Genomic DNA, 18,433 nt, shown 5'->3' with positions numbered 1-18,433 from the left:
AGGCCGCTCGAAAGTAGCAGGCCCCGGGACCGACACTTTCCGCGCACATCCGCCCCTCGTTCGCCCGTGGACACGCTCCACCGGGCACGAAGTGGGCTAAGACGCGCCTCAAGGCTCACTCAATGGATACCTCTGCTTCCCCTCGCACCGTCACCGGTCGCATCGACGTTCACCCTCGCGGCTTCGGCTTCCTCACCGTCCAGTCACCCGGCTCGCCCGAAGTCCTGTCCGCCTTCATTCCTCCCCCGGACCTCAACCCCTACTTCGCCGGAGACATCGTCACCGCCACCGTGACGGCGGCGGCGGACGGGCGCTGGACGGCGAGCGGCCTGTCGCTCGTGGAGCGCCCGCGCACCGTGGTCTACGGCGAGGTCGTGCTGCGCAAGGGCACGCCCTTCCTGCGCGTGGACCGCGAGGTGGCCAACGCGGACTGGGCGCTCGACACCGCCGGCACGCAACTGGCGTTCGGCGACGCGGTGGTGGCGCGCATCGCCGAGGGCAAGCTCGTCCTCCTCTACCGCGTGGAGCCCGGTGAGGACCGCTCGCTGGAGCGCGTCATCGCCCGGCACGGCCTGCGCAAGTCCTTCCCCTCCGAGGCGCTGGACGAGGCCCGCCGCGCCCGCGCGGTGCCGCATGCGCTCGGTGCGCGGCGGGACTTGCGCTCCATCCCCACGGTGACGGTGGATGCGCCGTCCACGCGGGACATCGACGACGCCATCTCCGTGCTGCCCGCGGGGCCGGACGGCGCGCTGCGGCTGCTGGTCTCCATCGCGGACGTGAGCGAGTACGTGACGGAGGGCACGCCGCTGGACCTGGAAGCGCGCGAGCGGGCCACCAGCGTGTACCTCGCCGGGCGCGTGCTGCCGATGCTGCCGGAGGAGCTGTCCTCGCACTGGCTCAGCCTGGTGCCGGGCGAGGAGCGGCTGTGCCTCACCGTGGAGCTGCGCATCGACCCGCAGGGGCGGGTGACGGCGGCGGACGTGTACGAGAGCATCATCCGCTCGTGGGCGCGGCTGAACTACGACGAGACGGCCGCCTTCCTGGACAGGGGCGAGGTGTCCCCGGCCATGGAGCCGGTGAAGGACGTGATGCCGTGGTTCCGCCTCGCGGCGGCGCGGCTGGCGGTGGCGCGGGCGGCGCGCGGCGGCATGGAGTTCGCTCGCGAGGAAGCGCGCTTCACCTTCGACGAGCAGGGCGAATTGTCCGGCCTGGTGAGCGAGCGGCTCACGTCGGCGCACGGAATGATTGAGCGCTTCATGGTGGCGGCGAACGAGGCCATCGCCACGTGGATGCTCGCGCGCGGCGTGCCGGGCGTGTTCCGCGTGCACGAGCAGCCGGACCCGCTGCGGGTGGCGGACCTGAATGCCTTCGCGGAGACGTCGGGCTTCGCGGCGGGCTTCGGGCGCGAGCTGACGCCGCTGGCGCTGGCCGCGTTCGACCGGCAGATTGTCGGCGCGGCGGCGGAGGCGGCGCTGCGCTCGGTGCTGCGGCGCTCGCTGGGCCCGTCGCGCTACACGGTGAAGCCGCTGCCGCACTTCGGGCTCGCGGCGCCGCTGTACCTGCACTTCACGTCACCGATTCGCCGGTACGCGGACCTCGCGGTGCACCGCACGCTGAAGGCGTACCTGCGGGGCCGGCGCGACTTCGTGGACATGGACCCGGCGGTGGAGGCGGTCGCGGTGCACATCAACGCGAAGGCGCGCTCGGCCGCCCGCGCGGAGACGGACCGGCACCGCGAGCTGGAAGCGCGGTGGATGGCGGCGCGCGTGGGCCAGCAGTTCCCCGCACGTGTGACGCGCGTGAAGCCCTTCGGCCTGGTGGCGCAGCTCGACGGGATGCTGGTGGAGGGCGTGGTGCCCTCGGACGGGCTGCCCGGTGGCCCCTTCCGTCCCGATGCTCGCGAGCTGTCGCTGGTGGGCAAGGAGCGGACCTTCACCGTCGGCATGCCGGTGACGGTGAAGGTGGCGTCCACGGACGAGCAGCTCGGGCGCGTGGAGCTGGCGCTGGTGCAGTAACCGGCCAGGGCCTCACGGCGGTTACCGGGCCGCCGCGGACTCCGGGTTGCGGAGTCCGCGCGTGGCCCGATGCGGAGCTCGAGTCGCGCCGCCAGGCGGAAGACGGCTCAGCCCGCGATGGGCAGGCCCTCGGTCCTTCCCGTCAGGTCCTTCGTGGTGGCCCAGCCGAGCAGCCCGGTGGCGGACTTCACGAGGTACAGGTACTCGCCCGGCGCACCGGTGGGCGCGGCGGCCAGCACCTGGATTCTGGAGCCCTGCGCCAGCGTGGCGACGGCGGTCTTGTCGGTGCGGCTGCGCGCGAGCGGGAAGGACTGCTTCACGGTGGCCTCGACGCCGACGGCGTACAGTTCCTGGGGCACCTCGATGACCTTGCCCGCCTTGTCGAGGGCGTACTTGTCGCGCCGGTTCCAGAAGCCCTGCCACGAGTCGGACAGGATGATGCCGTTGCCCCTGGCCTCGGTGAGCGCGGGGACGTTGCCCACGGCCTTCAGCGCCTTGCCGTCGAAGGCGTAGAGGTGCTGCTGCTTGTCGTAGTCCGTCTGGCCGGTGGTGACGGCGAGCTCCTTGCGCTTGTCGCCGCTGTCGATGTCGACGACGACGAACCCCGGGGGCGCGTTGCCATCCGTCCCGCCGCGGATGGTGGCGCTGCCGGCCTTGAGGACGAACTCGTCCTTCTTCTCGTCCCACGTCAGGGAGATGGCCTCCGGCTTGCCGTCACCATTCAGGTCCACCGAGGCGGAGTTCGTCGGCTCCCGTGCGTCCTGCGCGCGCGCGAGCGGCGCGGTGAGCAGGGTGAACGTCATCACGGACAGGACGGATGCCTTCGTCTTCATGGCGGAGACCTCGAGATGGCGCGGTGCGCGCGAGCGGAGGTGCATCGTAGTCAGGGCCGCGAATGAGGCACGCGGATTCACGGTGCGCGCCTACTCGCGCCGGCCGAAGCGTCCACGGAAGTGCTTGTCGAGAAAGGCCTCCGCGCGCTCGCGAGCGGCGTGGGCCTTCGGGGACAGGGGGCCGCCGTGCTCCGGCTGCTCCGCGCGGCGGGCACGCTGCATCACCGAGCGGGGCGCATCCGCGGAGGCGGGTGGCAGTTCCCGTCCCACGGCGGCGACCTGTGCCAGGGCCTCGTCCACCACGCCGAGCGCCTCGTCGAGCGAGACTTCCTTCTCCGCGAGCGCGGCGTAGAGCTGGCAGTGGTAGCGGCGGCAGCTCGCCGGGCGGTCCGCGTAGACGGTGCAGGTGCGCCCATCCAGGGCCGCGCAGTGCTGCGCGAGCGCCGGGGACCCGTCCGGGCGCTTTGTCAGCGAGAGCCCGCGCTGCTGGAGGGCCGTGACTTCCGCCGGCTGCAGCGAGACGTGCGTGAAGAGCGTGCCGTCACAGCACATGCCGCAGCGCAGGCAGAGGGTGGAGAGGGGCAAGCAGGGCCTCGGTTGCTGATGCGTGGCGGAAAGACGGACTCCCTATCAACGCTTCTGGGAACAGGCCCCATCAATCCGACCGGGCATGGAGGTGCCTGCCTGCCCACTGCACTACAGTGCGGCCCATGCGCGCTGCGCTTCCCGTCCTGCTGCTCGTCCTGCTCGCCGCCTGTGAGAAGACGCCGGAGGGTCTCCACGTGGTGGTGTCCGGACCGCTGGCCCCCCGCGTGGACTTCGACCGGCTCTCCGTCGTCGCCTCCCTCCCGGATGGCGCGCCCCTCGCCCTGTCCACGCTGGAGGGCGACGCGCTGAAGCTCCCCGCCACCTTCAACTTCGAGTCCGGCCCCACCACCCCCGAGGGCACCCGCGTGTCCGTGCGCGCCACCGCGGAGCTCGCCGGCATCGTGCGCTCCACCGCCTCCGGCGAGGCCACGCTCAGCCCCGGCACCGGCTCCACCCTGGAGCTCACCCTCCCGCGCATTCCCGCTCCCCCCGACGCGGGCATGCCCACCGAAGCGTGTGACAACGGCGCGGACGACGACGGCGACGACCTGCGCGACTGCGCGGACCCGGACTGCAACGGCCGGGCCTGTCAGCCCGGCGGCCTCACCTGTGTCTCCGGCGTCTGCGGCTGCGCCGGACGCCCCACGGGCACCGTCACCGAGCACCCCGGCTTCATCCGCCGCACCGCACCCCTCGCGCTCGTCCCCGCCGTGGGCCCGTTCGCGGGCCTGCTCCTCGTCACCGGAGGCCGCGATGGCGCCGGCCGTCCCCTCGCCACGGTGGAGACCTTCACTCCCGGCGCCATCCCCACCGTGCGCGGCGCGCTCTCCGTCGCGCGCGCGGAGGCCGCGGCGCTGGCGCTGCCGGACGGCGGCGTGGTGGTGCTCGGCGGCCTGCGCGTGGACGGCCAGCACGAAGAGACTCTCGAGCGGCTGGAGCCCGACGGCGGCACCAGCGTGCGGTTCTTCTCCCCGCCGCTCAGCGCGAGCGGTGTCCTCGCCGGAAGGCTCGGTCCGGACGCCGTGCTCGCCGGAGGCCAGCTCGCCCAGCGTCCCCTTCCTCCCGCGAGCGACACGGCCGTGCGCGTGAAGCTCGAAAGCCCCGGCTCGGGAGACCAGTCCCTCCTCGGACGTCTCTCGCTGTCCTGTCCCGCCGGCGGCGCCGCGCTCGGTGACGCCTTCATCCTCGCGGGCGGCTGCGCGGGCCAGGGTGCCTCCGCGCGCACGGACGTGGTGGAGCCCTCGGGCCTCATCGGCGTCGGGCCCTCGCTCCCCGTTGCGCTGGAGTCCCCCGCCGTCGTCGAGGTGTCCTCCGGCCGCGCGCTCGTCGTCGGCGGCCGCGAGGCCCTGCCCGGTGGTGGTGGCCTCGCTCCGTCCGCGCGCGTCTTCCTCCTCGAGCGCGCCGGCACCGTGGTGCGCGTGCGCGAGCTCGCCGCCATGGAGGTGCCCCGTGCCTCACCTCGCGCGGCCCGCGCCGGCAACGGCTGGGTCTACGTCGAGGACCGCTCCGGCGCCGCGCCCGCGTGGTTCGACCCCGCCTCCGAGCGCTTCACGCCCGCCACGCCCACTCCGACGCCGCGTACGGGGCACACACTGGTGGGCGGCACCGACGCGCGCGTGTTCGCAGTGGGTGGCACCGGACCCGATGGGGGCTTGTCCGACACGGCGCTCGAAGTACAGGTGCGATGTCCATGAGGCAATCCGCCGTGTTGTGAGCGGCGGTTGTGAGACACTCGCAACGTCACTTGACGACGACTGTCCCGGAGACCGAGTTCTTCACGGTTCATCCGTGTGCAGGCTCCCCACAACCACGCCCCACGCTCTCGTACTCCAGGGCTCGTACTTTCAGTGGGACTGACTCTTTTCGCGTGAAGCTGTATCGTCGGCGTCATTCAACAACGGAGCTGTCATGCAGGCTGACACGCTGGATGAGATGGGCGGCCGGGAGTCGGTGCTCGGCTACCGGATGGGGACGGAGCTGACGGCGGTCGCGTCGTTCGGCAACCGTCACGCGCCGGGCCGGCTGGTGCAGCTCTCCTTGGAGCACCTGACGCTGCAGCTCGCCTCGCAGCCGGCGCTGGCGCCGGGGCAGGCCGTGTCGGTGGTGCTCGGGCACGGCGAGCGTTGGGCCACGGCGCTGGACGCCGAGGTCATGGACGTGCGCGGCACGCCCGAGGTGGGCCTGCGCTTCGTCGCGCCGCCGCTGGCCGCGGGCCGCCGCATCGTCTCCGTGCTGGAGGCGCTGCGCGACAACGGCCTGCTGCTGCCGCCGGAGACGCGGCCGGTGTGGCGCGAGAGCATCGACCATCCGGACCGCGTGGCGCGCATCTGCGACGCGCTCGCGGCGCGGCAGGCGCGCGGCGTGGCGCGGCTGCCGGACGGGCGCCAGCAGACGGTGACGGCGGTCTTCTTCGACGTGCACGAGGGCCAGATGGGCTGGCGCTTCGACGGCCCGGCTCCCGCCGCTCCCTTCGTGCTGGAGGCCTTCGGCTACAGCAGCGTGGTTCACGTGGAGGTGCGCGAGGCGCGTGAGACGGCGGGCCTGGTGGTGGTGCCGGCGCCGAAGGAATTGGTGCGCTACCGCCACCGCTGGCTGCGCCGCGCCACGCCGAGCAGCCCGTGCACGCTGTCGTTCGACCACTCGCTGTGGCCGCAGGTGCACGTGCGCCGCCCGGTGCTGGACCTCTCCTATGAGGGCCTCGCCTTCATCACCGAGCCGGGCGAGGACCTGCTGTACCCGGGCCTGCGCCAGTCGGTGCTCGAGGTCTCCATGGAGGGTCTGCCGCCCGTGCGCCTGCGCGCCGAGGTGCGCAACATCTCCAGCACGTCCACCGGCCGCCGCTGCGGCATGTCCGTGCGTCCGCTGGACGGGGCGGGCGCCCGCGCCTGGCGCGCGCTGGTGGAGGCGCAGATGCACCCCACCACGAAGGTGGAGGGCGACTGGAGCGACGCCACGTGGAGCCTCTTCGAGCGCTCCGGCTACTTCCGGCTGCCGGGCAAGTCGCCCGAGGACTTCGAGGACCTGCGCCCCACGTTCGACGCGACGCAGGCCCGGCTGGAGGGCCGCACGCACCTGGGCTACCGCGTGGTGCGCCCGGCCGGCGACGCGCTGGAAGCCACGGTGTCGGTGTCCAAGCCGTATGAAAGCAGTTGGATGGCGCACCAGCTCGCGCGGCAGCAGGTGCCGGGCACCCGCGCCTCCGCGCGTGAAGCGCTGCGCGACATCTACCTGCGCGGCTACGAGCCCACGCAGGTGGACCCGGACGTGAAGTGGTTCTTCGCCTTCTGCGAGGCGAACGTGCGGTGGGTGCGCTTCACCAAGTTCGACTTCGCCACCTGGTACGAGCACACCGGCCAGACGTGCCTCGTGCCCTTCCGCCTCATGGAGGGCGAGGTGGAGCGGCCCTGGGAAGTGCCCGTGGGCATCGACGTGGGCTCGCCCACCGCCGAGGAGCGCACGCGCTTCTTCGAGCAGGTATCGAGCACGCGCCCGGTGGCCTACCGCGAGGCCCTGGACCTGGTGCCGGAGCGCTTCGACCTGGCGGGCCCGCGCGAGAAGTGGGGCGAGGCGGGCCTGGGCCGTGAGCGCGAGCTGTTCGTGGCGCGGCATGGCGGCAAGCCGGTGGCGCTGGCGGTGGTGGAGTCCGCGGAGCCGGGGCTCAACCTCTTCAACGTGCTGGACGGCGTGCGGCTGGTGCCGCTCATCGACGACACGCTGCCCGAGGCGCAGGACGCCATGCTGGCGCTGCTGGCGCGCGCGGCGGACTGGTACCGCGCGCGGGGCCGCAAGGTGTTCGTGCACTACGTGGAGTCGGAGTGCGTGGTGTACGTCGAGCGCGCCGCGCTGGCAGACCTGGGCGAGGGCAAGCTGTGGGTCATCTCCGCCAGCCTGCTGCCCGAGTTCCTCGAGCACCTGCACGAGTCCACCACGCCTCGCGGGGGCTGAAGACACGACGGGCCGGGTGGCCTCGAAAGGCACCACCCGGCCCGGTGTGAATCAGGTGCGACGGCCGCGCGGGACTACTGCGGCCCGGCCTGCAGGTAGTACGTCACGCCGCCCACGTTCGGGTTCTCACCCTCCTTCACCTGCGGGTCCTCCTGGACGACGCCGAAGGTGTACTCAACGTAAGCGCCCTGCGGGTCCTTGGCGGGCTTGAGGTCGGTGATGTTCATCTTCACCTCGAACTCCTGCTCCCCCTGCAGCGGGATGGCGAAGTAGGCCTTCGTCGGGTCCGCAATCACGAACTGCGTCTCGCCCACCTGCTGGACGCCCTCGGCGCGGCCGCCGGCCGCCTTCCACACCTGCGTCAGCTCCTGGCCCAGGTCCACCGTCACGCGGCCACGGGCGAGGAAGGGCTCCTGGCCGGCCACCGCGTTCTGCTCGAGGAAGCGCACGTTGAACATCCGCGGCTCACGCAGCACGTTGCGCAGGATGAAGCGCACGTCCACGAAGCCGAAGGGCAGCAGGTTCACGATGTTGGTGTTCCGCCAGAAGATGTTGTTGTTGTAGCGCGTGTTGTAGTTGGGGTCCGACGTCTCGACGAAGGTCATCGGGTCCTGCGGCGTGACGAGGCGCGACAGCAGGCAGTAGTGGCCGACGAAGGGCGGGTTCCAGGGGATGACGACCTCGGTGATGCCGCCCGGCGGGAGGTACACCACCGTGGCCTGGCCGATGTCCGTCCACAGGCTCTGCCACGAGGTGCTGGTGGCGGCGTTGGTGCCGTACGCCTTCACGACGACGTTGTGGGCCGCGACGGTGGTGCTGCGGTTGCGCACGCGCACGTGCACGTAGTTCGTCTGGCCGAACTCCGGGTTCTGGTGCGGGCCGTTGACCGTCGAGGTGCGGACCCAGATGTCCTCGCTCTCCCACATCACGTTGCCCGCGGTGGCGGGGTCCGGCTGCAGGCCGGTGTCCCACGGCTTGTCCTTGCCCCACACGTCGGTGCGGCAGGCGGTGGGCACGTTGAAGCCGTTGGTGACGGCGGTGGTGTTGGGGCCACCGGAGACGGCGTCCACGCCCAGGCCGAAGCCGGCGAAGGCCGTCCACAGGCGGCAGACGTCCTCGCCGCTGTGCAGGGTGGTGGCCGCCGCGATGATGCCGTCACGCACCTGCGTGAAGGTCGGGCTGCACGGCGTGTTCTTCAGGCCCTGCGTGAAGTACAGCATCATGCGCTGGTTGCCGGCGCTGCCGGTGGCACCGTACAGGTTGGTGCTGAAGCCCCAGCGGTCCACCAGCGCCCAGTACGCCTCCCACATGGCCTGCGCGAAGACCTGGCCCACCGCGTGCGGGCCGGACATGGCCGTGAGGCTCTGGTACGTCCACGTGTTGAGGGCCGGGTTGGTGCTGTACGGCTGGGCACGGATGCCGTTGCCCGTGATGGGCTGGAACAGCGCGTACGTGCCGATGCCGCGCTTCTGCGGGCCGGTGTCCCCGGTCTTCGCGGTGTACATGAGCGCGAGGAAGTCGCTGATGCCCTCGCCCGGCTGCTGCACGTTGCCGAGGCACGACACGTTCATGGGGCCGCCGACGAGGCGGTTGGAGATGCCGTGGCCGTACTCGTGGACGATGATGCCCGAGTCCAGGTCTCCGTCCCGGAACGGCGAGCCGCCGTTCCACAGGTACATCTGCATGCGCGGGCGCTGGCCGTCGACGGGCGTGAAGAAGTTGGCATTGTTCATGCCACCGCCGTCCTGGGCCTCCGCACGCACGTCGTCGTTGCCCAGGCCGCCGTTGCCGTAGTTGTTGACCTGGAAGTTGCCGGACACCTCGTCGAACCCGTACTGGTACTGGATGTCGTGGATGATGTTGTTCCAGTAGAACAGGTTCGTCACGGCCGCCGGGGTGTACGTGTTGGGCGCGCCGAGGAGGTTGATGGCGAAGTTGCAGTTGAGGACGCTGCCGCAGTTCGGCTCGGTGGTGGGCGGCAGGTTGTCGTTGTTGATGTCGTCGTACGCGTGGACGTTGTTGCCGCGGTGGATGGTGAACTCGGCCCCGGCGACGCCGTTGGTGTCATGCCAGCCGAAGGGCGAGGCGATGGCGTTGGCGGGGTTGGTCAGGATGACCCGGCCGTCCGCGGGCGGCAGCGGCGTGGTGTGGTTGGGGCTCTCCACGGGGCGCGGGTAGACCTTGTACGTGTCCGAGGCCACGTGGTCCACGCGCGTCCAGACCTCGCCGGTGCTGGCGTCCACCGTCATGTCGTAGACGTGCTGCGAGTCCGCGGTGTGGACCAGGAAGTTCCAGACGAGGCGGGCCTCGCCGGAGCGCACCGGCAGCACGGCGAGCTGCGCGTTGATGGGCTCGGTAGAGACTCCGGCGTTGTCCACCTGCGTGCTCTGGCGCGGCCCCAGCTCCGTGCGGAGCTCGCGGGGCGTGGCGGCCAGCTTCAGGCCCAGGTGGCGCGCGGCGCCGGCCACGGCCTCACCGGCACCCAGGCGCGGCTGCGCGCTGGTGAGCGTCCGGGAGAGCGACGGCAGGAAGTCGCTGTGCACGCCGAGGACGCGGCCCTCGGCGTCCACGTTGATCTGCAGCTGCCCGTTGTAGACGGGCACGCCCCGGTACGTCTGGCGCAGGTAGAGGTTGGTGATGCCGCTGATGCGCGAGTAGACGCGGTCGACGACCTCCAGGTTGGCCAGGTCCTCCAGCTCCAGGCCGAGCAGCTCGCGCTGGGACTGGACGAAGTCGAGGCCGATGGCGAGCGCATCGCCGCTGCGCGGCGCGGAGAGGGCGCCCACGGGGTTGGTGAGGGAGCGGACGATGCCGAGGGCCGGGTCCTGCTCCACGCGGAGGTCCGGCATGCTCTTGCGCAGCTCGGCGGCCCGGCTCAACTGGGCGGCGGAGAGGGTGCGCTTGACGCCGGTGTTGTAGGTGACGCGAGCATCGAAGTGGCGGGTGCCGTCCTGCTCCTGCGCGGCGCCCAACGCCAGCGGGGCCGTGAGGGTGCCCGTGACGACCAGCGCCTGGAACAGGCGCCTGCGATAAAGACCCAACGACATGGTGTCTCCTTCCAGCGGCTCTGCGGGGGTGTGTGCCGGCTCATGCGAAAAGCCGGCGCCAGCCCGTGAGCAGAACCCGTGCCAGACGGCACTTCCTGGGGAAACACGAAAGAAAAGTAACTCAGGACGCCACAGTTCCGCGCCGGATGTGGCGCGGAATGTCACTGCGCGGGGGCGCTAGACGCCCTCGTCCTCGTCCGGGTCCGGGTAGGACTCGAGCTCCTCGTCCTCCTCGACGTGGGCCTGGCGCTTCTTGCCCTTGCCCTCGCCGTGGCCGCTGCTGGGGGCCGCGGCGAGGTCCGAGTCCGCGGCCACCACGTACCACTGGCGACCCTGCTGGATGCGGCGCAAGAGCCCTTCCTGCTCCAGCGCGGCCAGCAGCCGGGCGAAGGTGGAGAAGCCGTGCTCGCGCTCGTCGAAGTCCGGCTCCTTGCGGACGATGGCTTCCTTGATGAGCGACGGATTCAGCGGCCCCGTCGCGCGCGCGAGCATGCTCTGCACCACCTCGCGGGCGATGTCCGGCACCTCCGTGCGCGCCTGGCCCTTCGCGGCCTGCGCGGGCTGCGCCGCCTCGGCCTTGCCTCCGCGCTCGCCGCGGCCATGGCGGCCGCCGCGCTTGCCGTGCCCCGGCTCCTCGGCGACCACGCTCTGCCGGCCCTTGTCCTTGTCTCCCTTTTCGGAGCGCGACTGGCGCGGGCGCAGGTAGATGAACTCGTCACACGCCTTCACGAAGAGGGGGGACGTGGACTCCTTCACCGCGAGCCCGATGACGGTGCGGCCATTCTCGCGCAGCTTGTAGGCCAGCGGGCAGAAGTCGCTGTCCCCGGAGCCGATGACGAAGGTGTCGATGCTCTCGCGCGCGTAGCACAGCTCCAGCGCGTCGATGACCAGGCGCATGTCCGCGCCATTCTTCCCGGCGCGCGTGGAGGGCGGGACGTCCAGCAGCTCCACGCCGAACTCGTGCAGGCGAATCTTGGCCTCGGCGAAGCGGGACCAGTCGCAGTACGCGCGGCGGTAGACGACCTTGCCCTTCTCCAGAAGGCGGTCGAGCGACGGCTGCAGGTCGAAGCTCGCGGAGTTGATACCGGTGTTGGTGACCAGGTTCTCGAAATCGATGAAGAGGGCGATGCGGTGTTCTTCGGTGCGACCGTTCACGTGCGGCCCCTGCGTATGGCCGCCCCCAGCAGGAGGCGGTGGATGAGTCCGGGCGCTCGCGGTGGAGCCGTGCCGGACAGCCCACCCTAGCCCTTTCCCGGCGCCATGGGGTGTTGGGCTTCACGGGGTGAACACTCGAATGCTGAGTCCGCACCGCGAGCATGCAGTCGAGCGGTGCGGGCGGACACGTGGGGCGTGCCTCCACCGCATGTCCTCCCCCGGCCGCGTGAAGCCCGTGAGCCCGGTGGTGCGATGCACCGTCCCGACGGCGGCCACGCGACGTGAGCGGAGGCCCGGTGCGCGGAGCGTGGCACGGCCTTCGGTGCGTCCGCTGCTGGCACCCCCGGTCCGCACGGGGCCTCCGGGCCCCTAGCTTCAGGGGAACGGGTCGAAGGACCCCCGAGCCCGGAGCAGGACCATGATGCGGATGATTCCCAGGAGGTGGCGCGGCCTCGCGTTGGCGGCCTCCTCGCTGACAGCGCTGGTGATACCCATGGCCAGCCAGGCCAACGAACCCAGCCAGCCCACGGAGGAGGTCAAGCGCGACAGCATCCAGGACCAGACTGTCAACGGCCGCACGGGCATCCAGGACCCCTTCGTCGACTCCGCCCACCAGGGCCAGGGCCTGGCGGTGAGCCTCAATGGCGTCTCGGGCATGCCGGTGCGGCGCGTGACACCGGACCAGGACCGGATGCGCCAGCTGTCCGGGGAGGTGGTGAAGCTCAACGGCCAGGTCCTCTACGTGGAGACCGAGGTTGGCGCCGTGGTGCCGCTGGACCTGAGCGCCCTCCAGATTCGCAAGGCGCCCGAGAAGGGCCAGCTGGTGGTTGCCACCTACCAGGTGGAGAACACGACAGAGAACGTGGCGCTGTCGCTCGCGGGTGAAGTCCCGGACAAGGGCTGAGCCGGCGTCACTCCTCCGGGTGGAGCTGTACCAGCGAGGGCAGCTCCGCCGCCCGCGCGCGCAGGCGGGGCTTGGGGCGGATGGCCACCGGGACGCGCGCGGCCGCGAGCAGCTCGAAGTCGAACACGTTGTCGCCGAACGCCGCGTACAGCGGCAGGGCCGTGCGGGCGCGCAGGCAGTGCACCTTCCCGGACGCGTAGGGGATGGGCTCGACGATGGAGGCCAGCACCGTCCCGTCCTCCTCGCGCGGCGTGCATGCGAGCACGTTGGCGGGGTCGATGCCCACCTCCACCACCGCGGCCTCCACCACCGCGAGCGGCGACGCGCTGACCACGTAGCAGGCGATGCCCCGACCCAGTGCCCACTCCACCACGCGGCGCGTCTCCGGGTGCAGGCGGCGCTTCACCTCCCGGCGGGCCACCACGTCGCGGGCGAACGCTCGCACGGCGTCCACGCGCCAGCCGGCGAACAGCCACGCCACCATCTCGTAGATTTCCTTCTCCGGGACGCGCCCCGCCTCGAACTCGGTGAAGAGCCGGTGCGCCAGCTCGCGCGCCTCCAGGCCCGGGGCCAGGCCGTGCGCCGCGCCCAGCCGCTGGAGCGCCGCGTGCGCTGGCGGGCGGATGTCGCCGTGCTCCAGCAGGGCGAGGAAGAGGTCGTCCCCCACGTCCCCGCTCCACAGCGTGCCGTCCCCGTCGAACGCCAGCACTCCGCCGGGCGCCCGCGCGGCCTCCTGGCCGATGCGCTCCAGCGTCTCCTCCACGCGCTCCATCTTCATGGGCGCGCATCCTCCCCCGGCTCCGGGGACGGAGTCACCTGCCGGGCCCGCCTGCGCCCCGCGCGACGGCGTGGCGCCGCGAGGACGTCACGCGCGTCACCCGGGCCGAAGCGCCCCGGCAGGGCCCTCCTCACTTCGCCGCGGCGCCCCGCACCTCGTCGAGGACGCTCAGGTCCACCAGGCCCTTGATGTCTGCGTCGGTGGTGAAGCCCAGTTCCTTCGCATGCTGCGCGGCGGTGGCGAGCGCGGAGGGCACCGGGTCCAGGCTGGGCTCCAACCGGGAGAAGGCGTCCTGGATGAGGGACGCGGGCATGGGCTTGTGGGTGAGCCGGCCGAAGGCGGCGTTGACGGCGGTGGTGAAGCCGGCCTTGTCACCCTTCCACCGCTCGGTGAGCTGCACGTGCGCGCGCAGCAGCGCGGCCACGCGGGGGCGCTGCGTCTCCAGCACCTTGCGCGTCGTGACAATCACCGTGGTGGGGAAGCGCTTGTCGGGCCACAAGTCGCGCTCGTCCACGAGGATGTGGCCTCCGCCCTCGGCCACCATGCGCGCGCCCCACGGCTCGGGCACCCAGGCGCCCTCGATGCCGCCGTTCAGGAACTGGCCGAGGATGTCCGGGTTGCTCAGCGGGACAATCTGCACGTCGCCGGTGCCCTGGAGGTTGGTGACCAGTCCCTTCTGCTTCAGCCAGTAGCGCAGGGAGATGTCCTGCGTGTTGCCCAACTGCGGCGTGGCCAGCTTCTTCCCCTTCAGCTCCTCGGCGGACTTCGCGCTCTTCACCACCAGCACCGCGCCGCCATTCACCGCGCCGGAGATGATGCGCAGCTCGCGCCCGGCCTTGAGGAACGTGTTGATGGCCGGGCCGCTGCCCACGTAGGACACATCCAACGAGCCGGCCACCAGCGCCTCCATGGCGGCGGGGCCGGCGTTGAACTGTTTCACCTCCAGCCGTCCCACACCGGGCTGCGAGCTGAAGGTGTCCTCGGCATTGCCCACCAGCGCCTGGGCGTGGGTGATGTTGGGGAAGAAGCCCAGCCGCAGCGGGGCGTTGGCATTGCCAGCGGCGGAGTCGCGCTTGCAGCCGGCGCCGAGCACCGCCAGTCCGGCGAGCGCGAAGAGAAGCAGAGAGCGGGTCGAGCGCATACGTCGCCAGGAAAGGTACGGGCGGGCGGGATTTCAACGTACGCGAGGACGAAGCGTCGGGCGCTTTACGTCCAGTGCGTCACAGTGCGTCCACCAGGCCCCAGCGGCGGCGCAGCCTGCCCTCCACCGTCTGGAACAGGACACGGTCCACCGTCATCCCAATCAGGATGATGGCCACCATGACGGCCATGACCTGGGCCACGTCCATCAGCTCGCGTCCCACGGTGAGCAACTGCCCCAGGCCTCCGGAGACGAAGAGCAGCTCGCCGGCCAGCAGCGCGCGCCAGGCGAAGCTCCACCCCAGCTTGAGGCCGGTGACGATGCCGGGCAGGGCCGCGGGCAGCACGACGCCGAACTGGAAGCGCATGCCCTTGACGCCCAGGGTGCTGGCCACGCGGAGCAGCTGCGGGTCCACCCCGTTGACGCTGTCCTCGGTGGCGATGGCGATGGACAGCACGCTGCCCATGACGACGACGAAGAGGATGGCGGCGTCCGTCAGCCCGAACCACAGGAGCGCCAGCGGCAGCCAGCAGATGGAGGGCAGCGCCTGCAGGCCGCTGACGACGGGCTTCACCGCGTTGCGGAAGAAGGCCAGGCGCGCCATCAGCAGGCCCAGGGGGATGCCGATGGCCACCGACATGAAGTACGCGCGGCCCAGCCGTCCCAGCGAGCGCAGCGTGGCCTGGGCCATGCGGCCGTCGGCGACCATGGCGACCAGGCTCTCCGCCACCGTCAGCGGCCCCGGGAAGAGGTGGGGCGACCAGACGCCCACCCGCGTCAGCAGCTCCCACGTGCCGAGCAGCAGCAGGAACAGGCCCAGCTTCTGGACGTAGCGCTTCATGGCTCACCTACCTCGCGGGGCGGGGCATTCCATCAGCGGGAAGGGTGTGGCGCGCGGAGGTGCGCTCGGGCGTCCGCCGGGTGGTGGCTTCCGCGCGCGCGGGCTCCTCCACGTCGCGCAGCAGGCCCCGCAGGTGCCGCACCATCTCGTTCAGCCCGGCGTCCTCCGGCTGACGCGGCATGGGCAGGTGGACCTCCAAATCCCGGACGACGCGGCCGGGCCGGGGCGCCATCAGCACCACGCGGGTGCCGAGCATCAGCGCCTCGTGCACGTCGTGGGTGACGAACACCACCGTCTTGCCGGTGCGCAGCCAGATGGACTGAAGCAATTCCTGCATGTGGATGCGCGTCTGCGCGTCCAGCGAGCCGAAGGGCTCGTCCATCAGGAGCACGGCCGGGTCCATGGCGAGCGCGCGGGCCAGCGAGGCGCGCATCTTCATGCCGCCGGACAGCTGGTGGGGCAGGGTGTCCTCGAAGCCGGTGAGCTGCACGCGGCGGATGTACATGTCCGCCCGCTCGCGGCGCTCGGAGCGCGGCACGCCCTTGGCGCCGAGCGCGAAGGTGATGTTGCCGCGCACGGTGAGCCACGGGAACAGGGCCGCCTCCTGGAACATCAGGAGCCGCTCCGGCCCGGGGCCGTGGATGGACTTCCCGTCGATGCGCACGGTGCCGCCGGTGGGCGTCACCTGGCCCGCCAGCGCGTAGAGGAGCGTGGACTTGCCGCAGCCGGACGGTCCCAGCAGACAGACGAACTCGCCCGAGCGGACGTTGAGGTCCACGTTCTGGAGGGCCACGACCTTGTTGGCGTACTGGTGGCCGAGCTGGGCGACGGAAATCTTCGCGCGCTCCGGCTCCACATGTGCCGGCCGGAGCAGGCGCAGCGAGCTTCGCCATCGTCCGAGGAGCGCACGTAGCATCAGCGACAAGCTAGGCACGTGGGTACAGGTGGGAAGGGGGCATGAGCGACCGATACGGCATCGGCCCGTCTGCCCGCCCGCTCCCACTTCCCCTTGCGGCCCGATGAATCACGTTCCGGCCCTGGTCATTTGTGCCCGGGTCCCATCCCCTCCCACCAGCAATGTGGCGATGCGGGCGAAGGCTGCTTTCGCCGGCCGCCCGGCTGTCCTAGACAGGAGGGCATGTTCAGCTCCATCACCGACTTTCTCGGCGACGTGGCTACCGACGTCCTGGACGTCTTCGGGAAGGACAGCCGGTTCGGCCGGGCCGGGCTGGTGCTCTTCCTGGGCCTGGGTGTGCTGGCCGGAGGCGCCAGCCTGTGGCTGCTCCCCGCGCCGCTCATCGAGTCCTTCGAGCTGTCCCTGCTGGCGGGGCTGGTGGCGCCCATCCTCGTGGGCATGCTGGTGGCGGGCTTCGGTGGGGTGAAGCTGCTGGACTGGCAGTTCAAGTTCAACCTGGAGCGCTTCGGGGCCGCCTTCTGCGTGACGCTCGCGCTGGGCGTCACCCGCTTCGCCTGGTTCATGCTGCAGGTGTTCAGCTAGCACGGCGGTCGTGGGGCATCGGCGCGCCCGGGGCGGGGGAGGGATTTCCCTTTGGCGGCAAACCTGGGAGAACCCGGGCACATGCAAGTGGGCAAATATCAGCTCATCCGCAAGCTGGCCGTGGGGGGCATGGCGGAGGTCTTCCTGGCGAAGGCCGAGGGGCCCGGGGGCTTCGAGAAGACGCTCGTGCTCAAGCGCATCCTCCCGCACCTCGTGGAGGACGCGTCCTTCGTGGAGATGTTCCTCGGCGAAGCGCGGCTGGTCGCCGGACTGAACCATCCCCACATCGTGCAGATTTTCGACTTCGGCGAGGCCGACGGCACCTACTTCCTCGCCATGGAGTACATCGACGGCCCCAACCTGCGCCGGTGGCAGCGTCAGGCCGCGTCGCTGGGAATGAGCCTGCCTCCCGCCATCTGCGCCCGGGTGGTTGCCGCCGCCGCCGAGGGCCTGGCCTTCGCGCATGACTTCAAGGACCCCGCCAGCGGGAAGCCGCTGGGGTTGATTCACCGGGACGTCAGCCCGGACAACATCCTGGTGTCGCGGCAGGGCGCGGTGAAGGTGGTGGACTTCGGCATCGCCAAGGTGGCGGGGCAGAAGCACCGCACGCAGACGGGCATCGTGAAGGGGAAGGTCGCGTACATGCCGCCGGAGCAGGTCACTGCGGAAACGCTGGACCGGCGGGTGGACGTGTACGCGCTGGGCGTCGTGCTGTACGAGCTGCTCACCGGCCGCCTCCCGTTCGAGGCCGCCAACGAGCTGGGGATGATGCAGGCCATCGTCTCCGGCACGGCCGTGCCCGCGACGCGCTACCGGCCGGACCTGCCGCGCGTGCTCCAGTCCATCCTCGCCACCGCGCTGGCGAAGGACCGCGAGGCCCGCTACCCCGACTGCCGCGCGCTCCAGGCGGACCTGGACCGCTTCGTGATGTCCGCGGGCGTCCCGGTCGGGGCGTACCAGATTGCCCAGCTCGTCGAGCAGGTCGTGGACGGTGTCGGCGCGCAGGCGGCACCCACGCCCGCGACGTCGCCGCGCCGTCCGGACGGAGCCGACGACGCCACCGTGGTGCGCTCACGAGGCCCCAGGAAGCTGCTGCCGGCGGCGGCGGTGGCGGGCGCGGTGCTGCTCGTCGGAGGAGGCGGATACCTGCTGTTCGGGAGGACGCCAGGGCCGGTGCTTCCAAGGCCTCTTCCGGAGGCTGTTGTCGCTGGCACCGCGGCCGGAGCGAAGTCTGGCGAGGTGGCTTCGGAGTTGGTGGATGCCGGTGCCCATGAGCCTCCCGTGGCCCAGGCGATTGCGGCGGCGGGCGAGGGGCAGGGCACGCCCGACGCCTCGGTGGAGTCCCCGGCGGATGACGACATGGCGGCACCTGGAGTGGGTGGGCCGCAGGCTGCCGCCCCCCAGCAGAACGCCGCGTCCACCCCGGAGCGGAAGTCCGGCCCGTCGCGAGCGGTGAAGGGAAACCTGGGCACGCTCGAGTTCCGCATCCGGCCGTACGCCACCGTGTACCTGGATGGGAAGAAGGTCGGCGAGACGCCGTTCGAGGCCATCGACGTGCGCGAGGGCCTCTACGTCGTGACGGCCGTCAACCCGAAGCTCGGCAAGAAGGTGACGCGGAGCATCGAGGTGAAGGCCGGCGAGGCCAACGTCTTCAAGCTCAACCTGCTGGAGGAGTGAGGGCGGCGCGG

At 71.3% G+C, this 18,433-nt stretch carries 14 protein-coding genes; 6 read left to right on the top strand and 8 right to left on the bottom strand.

The window, feature by feature from the left end; translation table 11 throughout:
* Window positions 1-122: 122 nt before the first annotated feature.
* Window positions 123-2,015 (top strand): ribonuclease R family protein, encoded by a 1,893-nt coding sequence (locus OV427_RS20390; protein ID WP_267857801.1) that lies wholly within the window; start codon window positions 123-125, stop codon window positions 2,013-2,015.
* Window positions 2,016-2,122: 107 nt separating this feature from the next.
* On the opposite strand, the gene OV427_RS20385 is transcribed toward OV427_RS20390, so the two are convergent.
* Window positions 2,123-2,848: a hypothetical protein gene (locus OV427_RS20385; RefSeq protein WP_267857800.1), complete on the bottom strand. Its 726-nt coding sequence runs from the start codon at window positions 2,846-2,848 to the stop codon at window positions 2,123-2,125.
* Between the two features lie 90 nt (window positions 2,849-2,938).
* Window positions 2,939-3,433, bottom strand: coding sequence for a YkgJ family cysteine cluster protein (locus tag OV427_RS20380; RefSeq protein WP_267857799.1), 495 nt, complete (start codon window positions 3,431-3,433; stop codon window positions 2,939-2,941).
* 125 nt (window positions 3,434-3,558) lie between these two features.
* On the opposite strand from OV427_RS20380, the gene OV427_RS20375 reads away from it, so the two are divergent.
* Window positions 3,559-5,130 (top strand): hypothetical protein, encoded by a 1,572-nt coding sequence (locus OV427_RS20375; RefSeq protein ID WP_267857798.1) that lies wholly within the window; start codon window positions 3,559-3,561, stop codon window positions 5,128-5,130.
* A gap of 214 nt (window positions 5,131-5,344) precedes the next feature.
* The gene (locus OV427_RS20370; protein WP_267857797.1) at window positions 5,345-7,381 is read left to right on the top strand and encodes a PilZ domain-containing protein; all 2,037 of its coding nucleotides are present in this window, start codon (window positions 5,345-5,347) and stop codon (window positions 7,379-7,381) included.
* Window positions 7,382-7,455: 74 nt separating this feature from the next.
* Here OV427_RS20370 and OV427_RS20365 read toward each other — a convergent pair whose 3' ends face one another.
* A complete protein-coding gene (locus OV427_RS20365) occupies window positions 7,456-10,428 on the bottom strand; it encodes an extracellular metalloproteinase (protein ID WP_267857796.1) in 2,973 nt (990 codons plus the stop codon).
* Window positions 10,429-10,605: 177 nt separating this feature from the next.
* Window positions 10,606-11,583 (bottom strand): NYN domain-containing protein, encoded by a 978-nt coding sequence (locus OV427_RS20360; RefSeq protein ID WP_267857795.1) that lies wholly within the window; start codon window positions 11,581-11,583, stop codon window positions 10,606-10,608.
* A 427-nt stretch (window positions 11,584-12,010) separates the two neighbouring features.
* Here OV427_RS20360 and OV427_RS20355 point away from each other — a divergent pair, with 427 nt between their 5' ends.
* Window positions 12,011-12,487 carry a hypothetical protein gene (locus tag OV427_RS20355; RefSeq protein ID WP_267857794.1) on the top strand — a complete coding sequence of 159 codons (477 nt, stop codon included), beginning with the start codon at window positions 12,011-12,013 and terminating at the stop codon, window positions 12,485-12,487.
* 7 nt (window positions 12,488-12,494) lie between these two features.
* On the opposite strand, the gene OV427_RS20350 is transcribed toward OV427_RS20355, so the two are convergent.
* From OV427_RS20350 to OV427_RS20335, 4 genes are all read right to left on the bottom strand, one after another.
* A complete protein-coding gene (locus OV427_RS20350; protein ID WP_267857793.1) occupies window positions 12,495-13,265 on the bottom strand; it encodes an HAD family hydrolase in 771 nt (256 codons plus the stop codon).
* A gap of 130 nt (window positions 13,266-13,395) precedes the next feature.
* Window positions 13,396-14,406: an ABC transporter substrate-binding protein gene (locus OV427_RS20345; protein ID WP_267857792.1), complete on the bottom strand. Its 1,011-nt coding sequence runs from the start codon at window positions 14,404-14,406 to the stop codon at window positions 13,396-13,398.
* Between the two features lie 79 nt (window positions 14,407-14,485).
* Entirely contained in the window at window positions 14,486-15,247 is a 762-nt protein-coding gene (locus OV427_RS20340) for an ABC transporter permease (protein WP_267857791.1), read from the bottom strand.
* A 7-nt stretch (window positions 15,248-15,254) separates the two neighbouring features.
* Window positions 15,255-16,163: an ABC transporter ATP-binding protein gene (locus tag OV427_RS20335; RefSeq protein WP_267857790.1), complete on the bottom strand. Its 909-nt coding sequence runs from the start codon at window positions 16,161-16,163 to the stop codon at window positions 15,255-15,257.
* 222 nt (window positions 16,164-16,385) lie between these two features.
* On the opposite strand from OV427_RS20335, the gene OV427_RS20330 reads away from it, so the two are divergent.
* Both OV427_RS20330 and OV427_RS20325 read left to right on the top strand, forming a co-directional pair.
* The gene (locus OV427_RS20330) at window positions 16,386-16,745 is read left to right on the top strand and encodes a hypothetical protein (RefSeq protein ID WP_267857789.1); all 360 of its coding nucleotides are present in this window, start codon (window positions 16,386-16,388) and stop codon (window positions 16,743-16,745) included.
* A gap of 81 nt (window positions 16,746-16,826) precedes the next feature.
* Entirely contained in the window at window positions 16,827-18,422 is a 1,596-nt protein-coding gene (locus OV427_RS20325) for a serine/threonine-protein kinase (RefSeq protein WP_267857788.1), read from the top strand.
* Window positions 18,423-18,433 lie beyond the last annotated feature (11 nt).

The organism is Pyxidicoccus sp. MSG2 (assembly GCF_026626705.1).
Lineage (GTDB): Bacteria > Myxococcota > Myxococcia > Myxococcales > Myxococcaceae > Myxococcus.
Note: the sequence above shows the minus strand (reverse complement) of the source record. Positions and strands in the feature narration are given on the sequence as shown.

Bases quoted from the DNA above. Each gene is read 5' to 3' on its own strand.
- OV427_RS20335 (WP_267857790.1), bottom strand. From the start codon at position 16,163: ATGCTACGTGCGCTCCTCGGACGATGGCGAAGCTCGCTGCGCCTGCTC.
- OV427_RS20375 (WP_267857798.1), top strand. From the start codon at position 3,559: ATGCGCGCTGCGCTTCCCGTCCTGCTGCTCGTCCTGCTCGCCGCCTGT.
- OV427_RS20370 (WP_267857797.1), top strand. From the start codon at position 5,345: ATGCAGGCTGACACGCTGGATGAGATGGGCGGCCGGGAGTCGGTGCTC.
- OV427_RS20340 (WP_267857791.1), bottom strand. From the start codon at position 15,247: ATGAAGCGCTACGTCCAGAAGCTGGGCCTGTTCCTGCTGCTGCTCGGC.
- OV427_RS20355 (WP_267857794.1), top strand. From the start codon at position 12,011: ATGATTCCCAGGAGGTGGCGCGGCCTCGCGTTGGCGGCCTCCTCGCTG.
- OV427_RS20390 (WP_267857801.1), top strand. From the start codon at position 123: ATGGATACCTCTGCTTCCCCTCGCACCGTCACCGGTCGCATCGACGTT.
- OV427_RS20385 (WP_267857800.1), bottom strand. From the start codon at position 2,848: ATGAAGACGAAGGCATCCGTCCTGTCCGTGATGACGTTCACCCTGCTC.
- OV427_RS20365 (WP_267857796.1), bottom strand. From the start codon at position 10,428: ATGTCGTTGGGTCTTTATCGCAGGCGCCTGTTCCAGGCGCTGGTCGTC.
- OV427_RS20325 (WP_267857788.1), top strand. From the start codon at position 16,827: ATGCAAGTGGGCAAATATCAGCTCATCCGCAAGCTGGCCGTGGGGGGC.
- OV427_RS20350 (WP_267857793.1), bottom strand. From the start codon at position 13,265: ATGAAGATGGAGCGCGTGGAGGAGACGCTGGAGCGCATCGGCCAGGAG.
- OV427_RS20345 (WP_267857792.1), bottom strand. From the start codon at position 14,406: ATGCGCTCGACCCGCTCTCTGCTTCTCTTCGCGCTCGCCGGACTGGCG.
- OV427_RS20330 (WP_267857789.1), top strand. From the start codon at position 16,386: ATGTTCAGCTCCATCACCGACTTTCTCGGCGACGTGGCTACCGACGTC.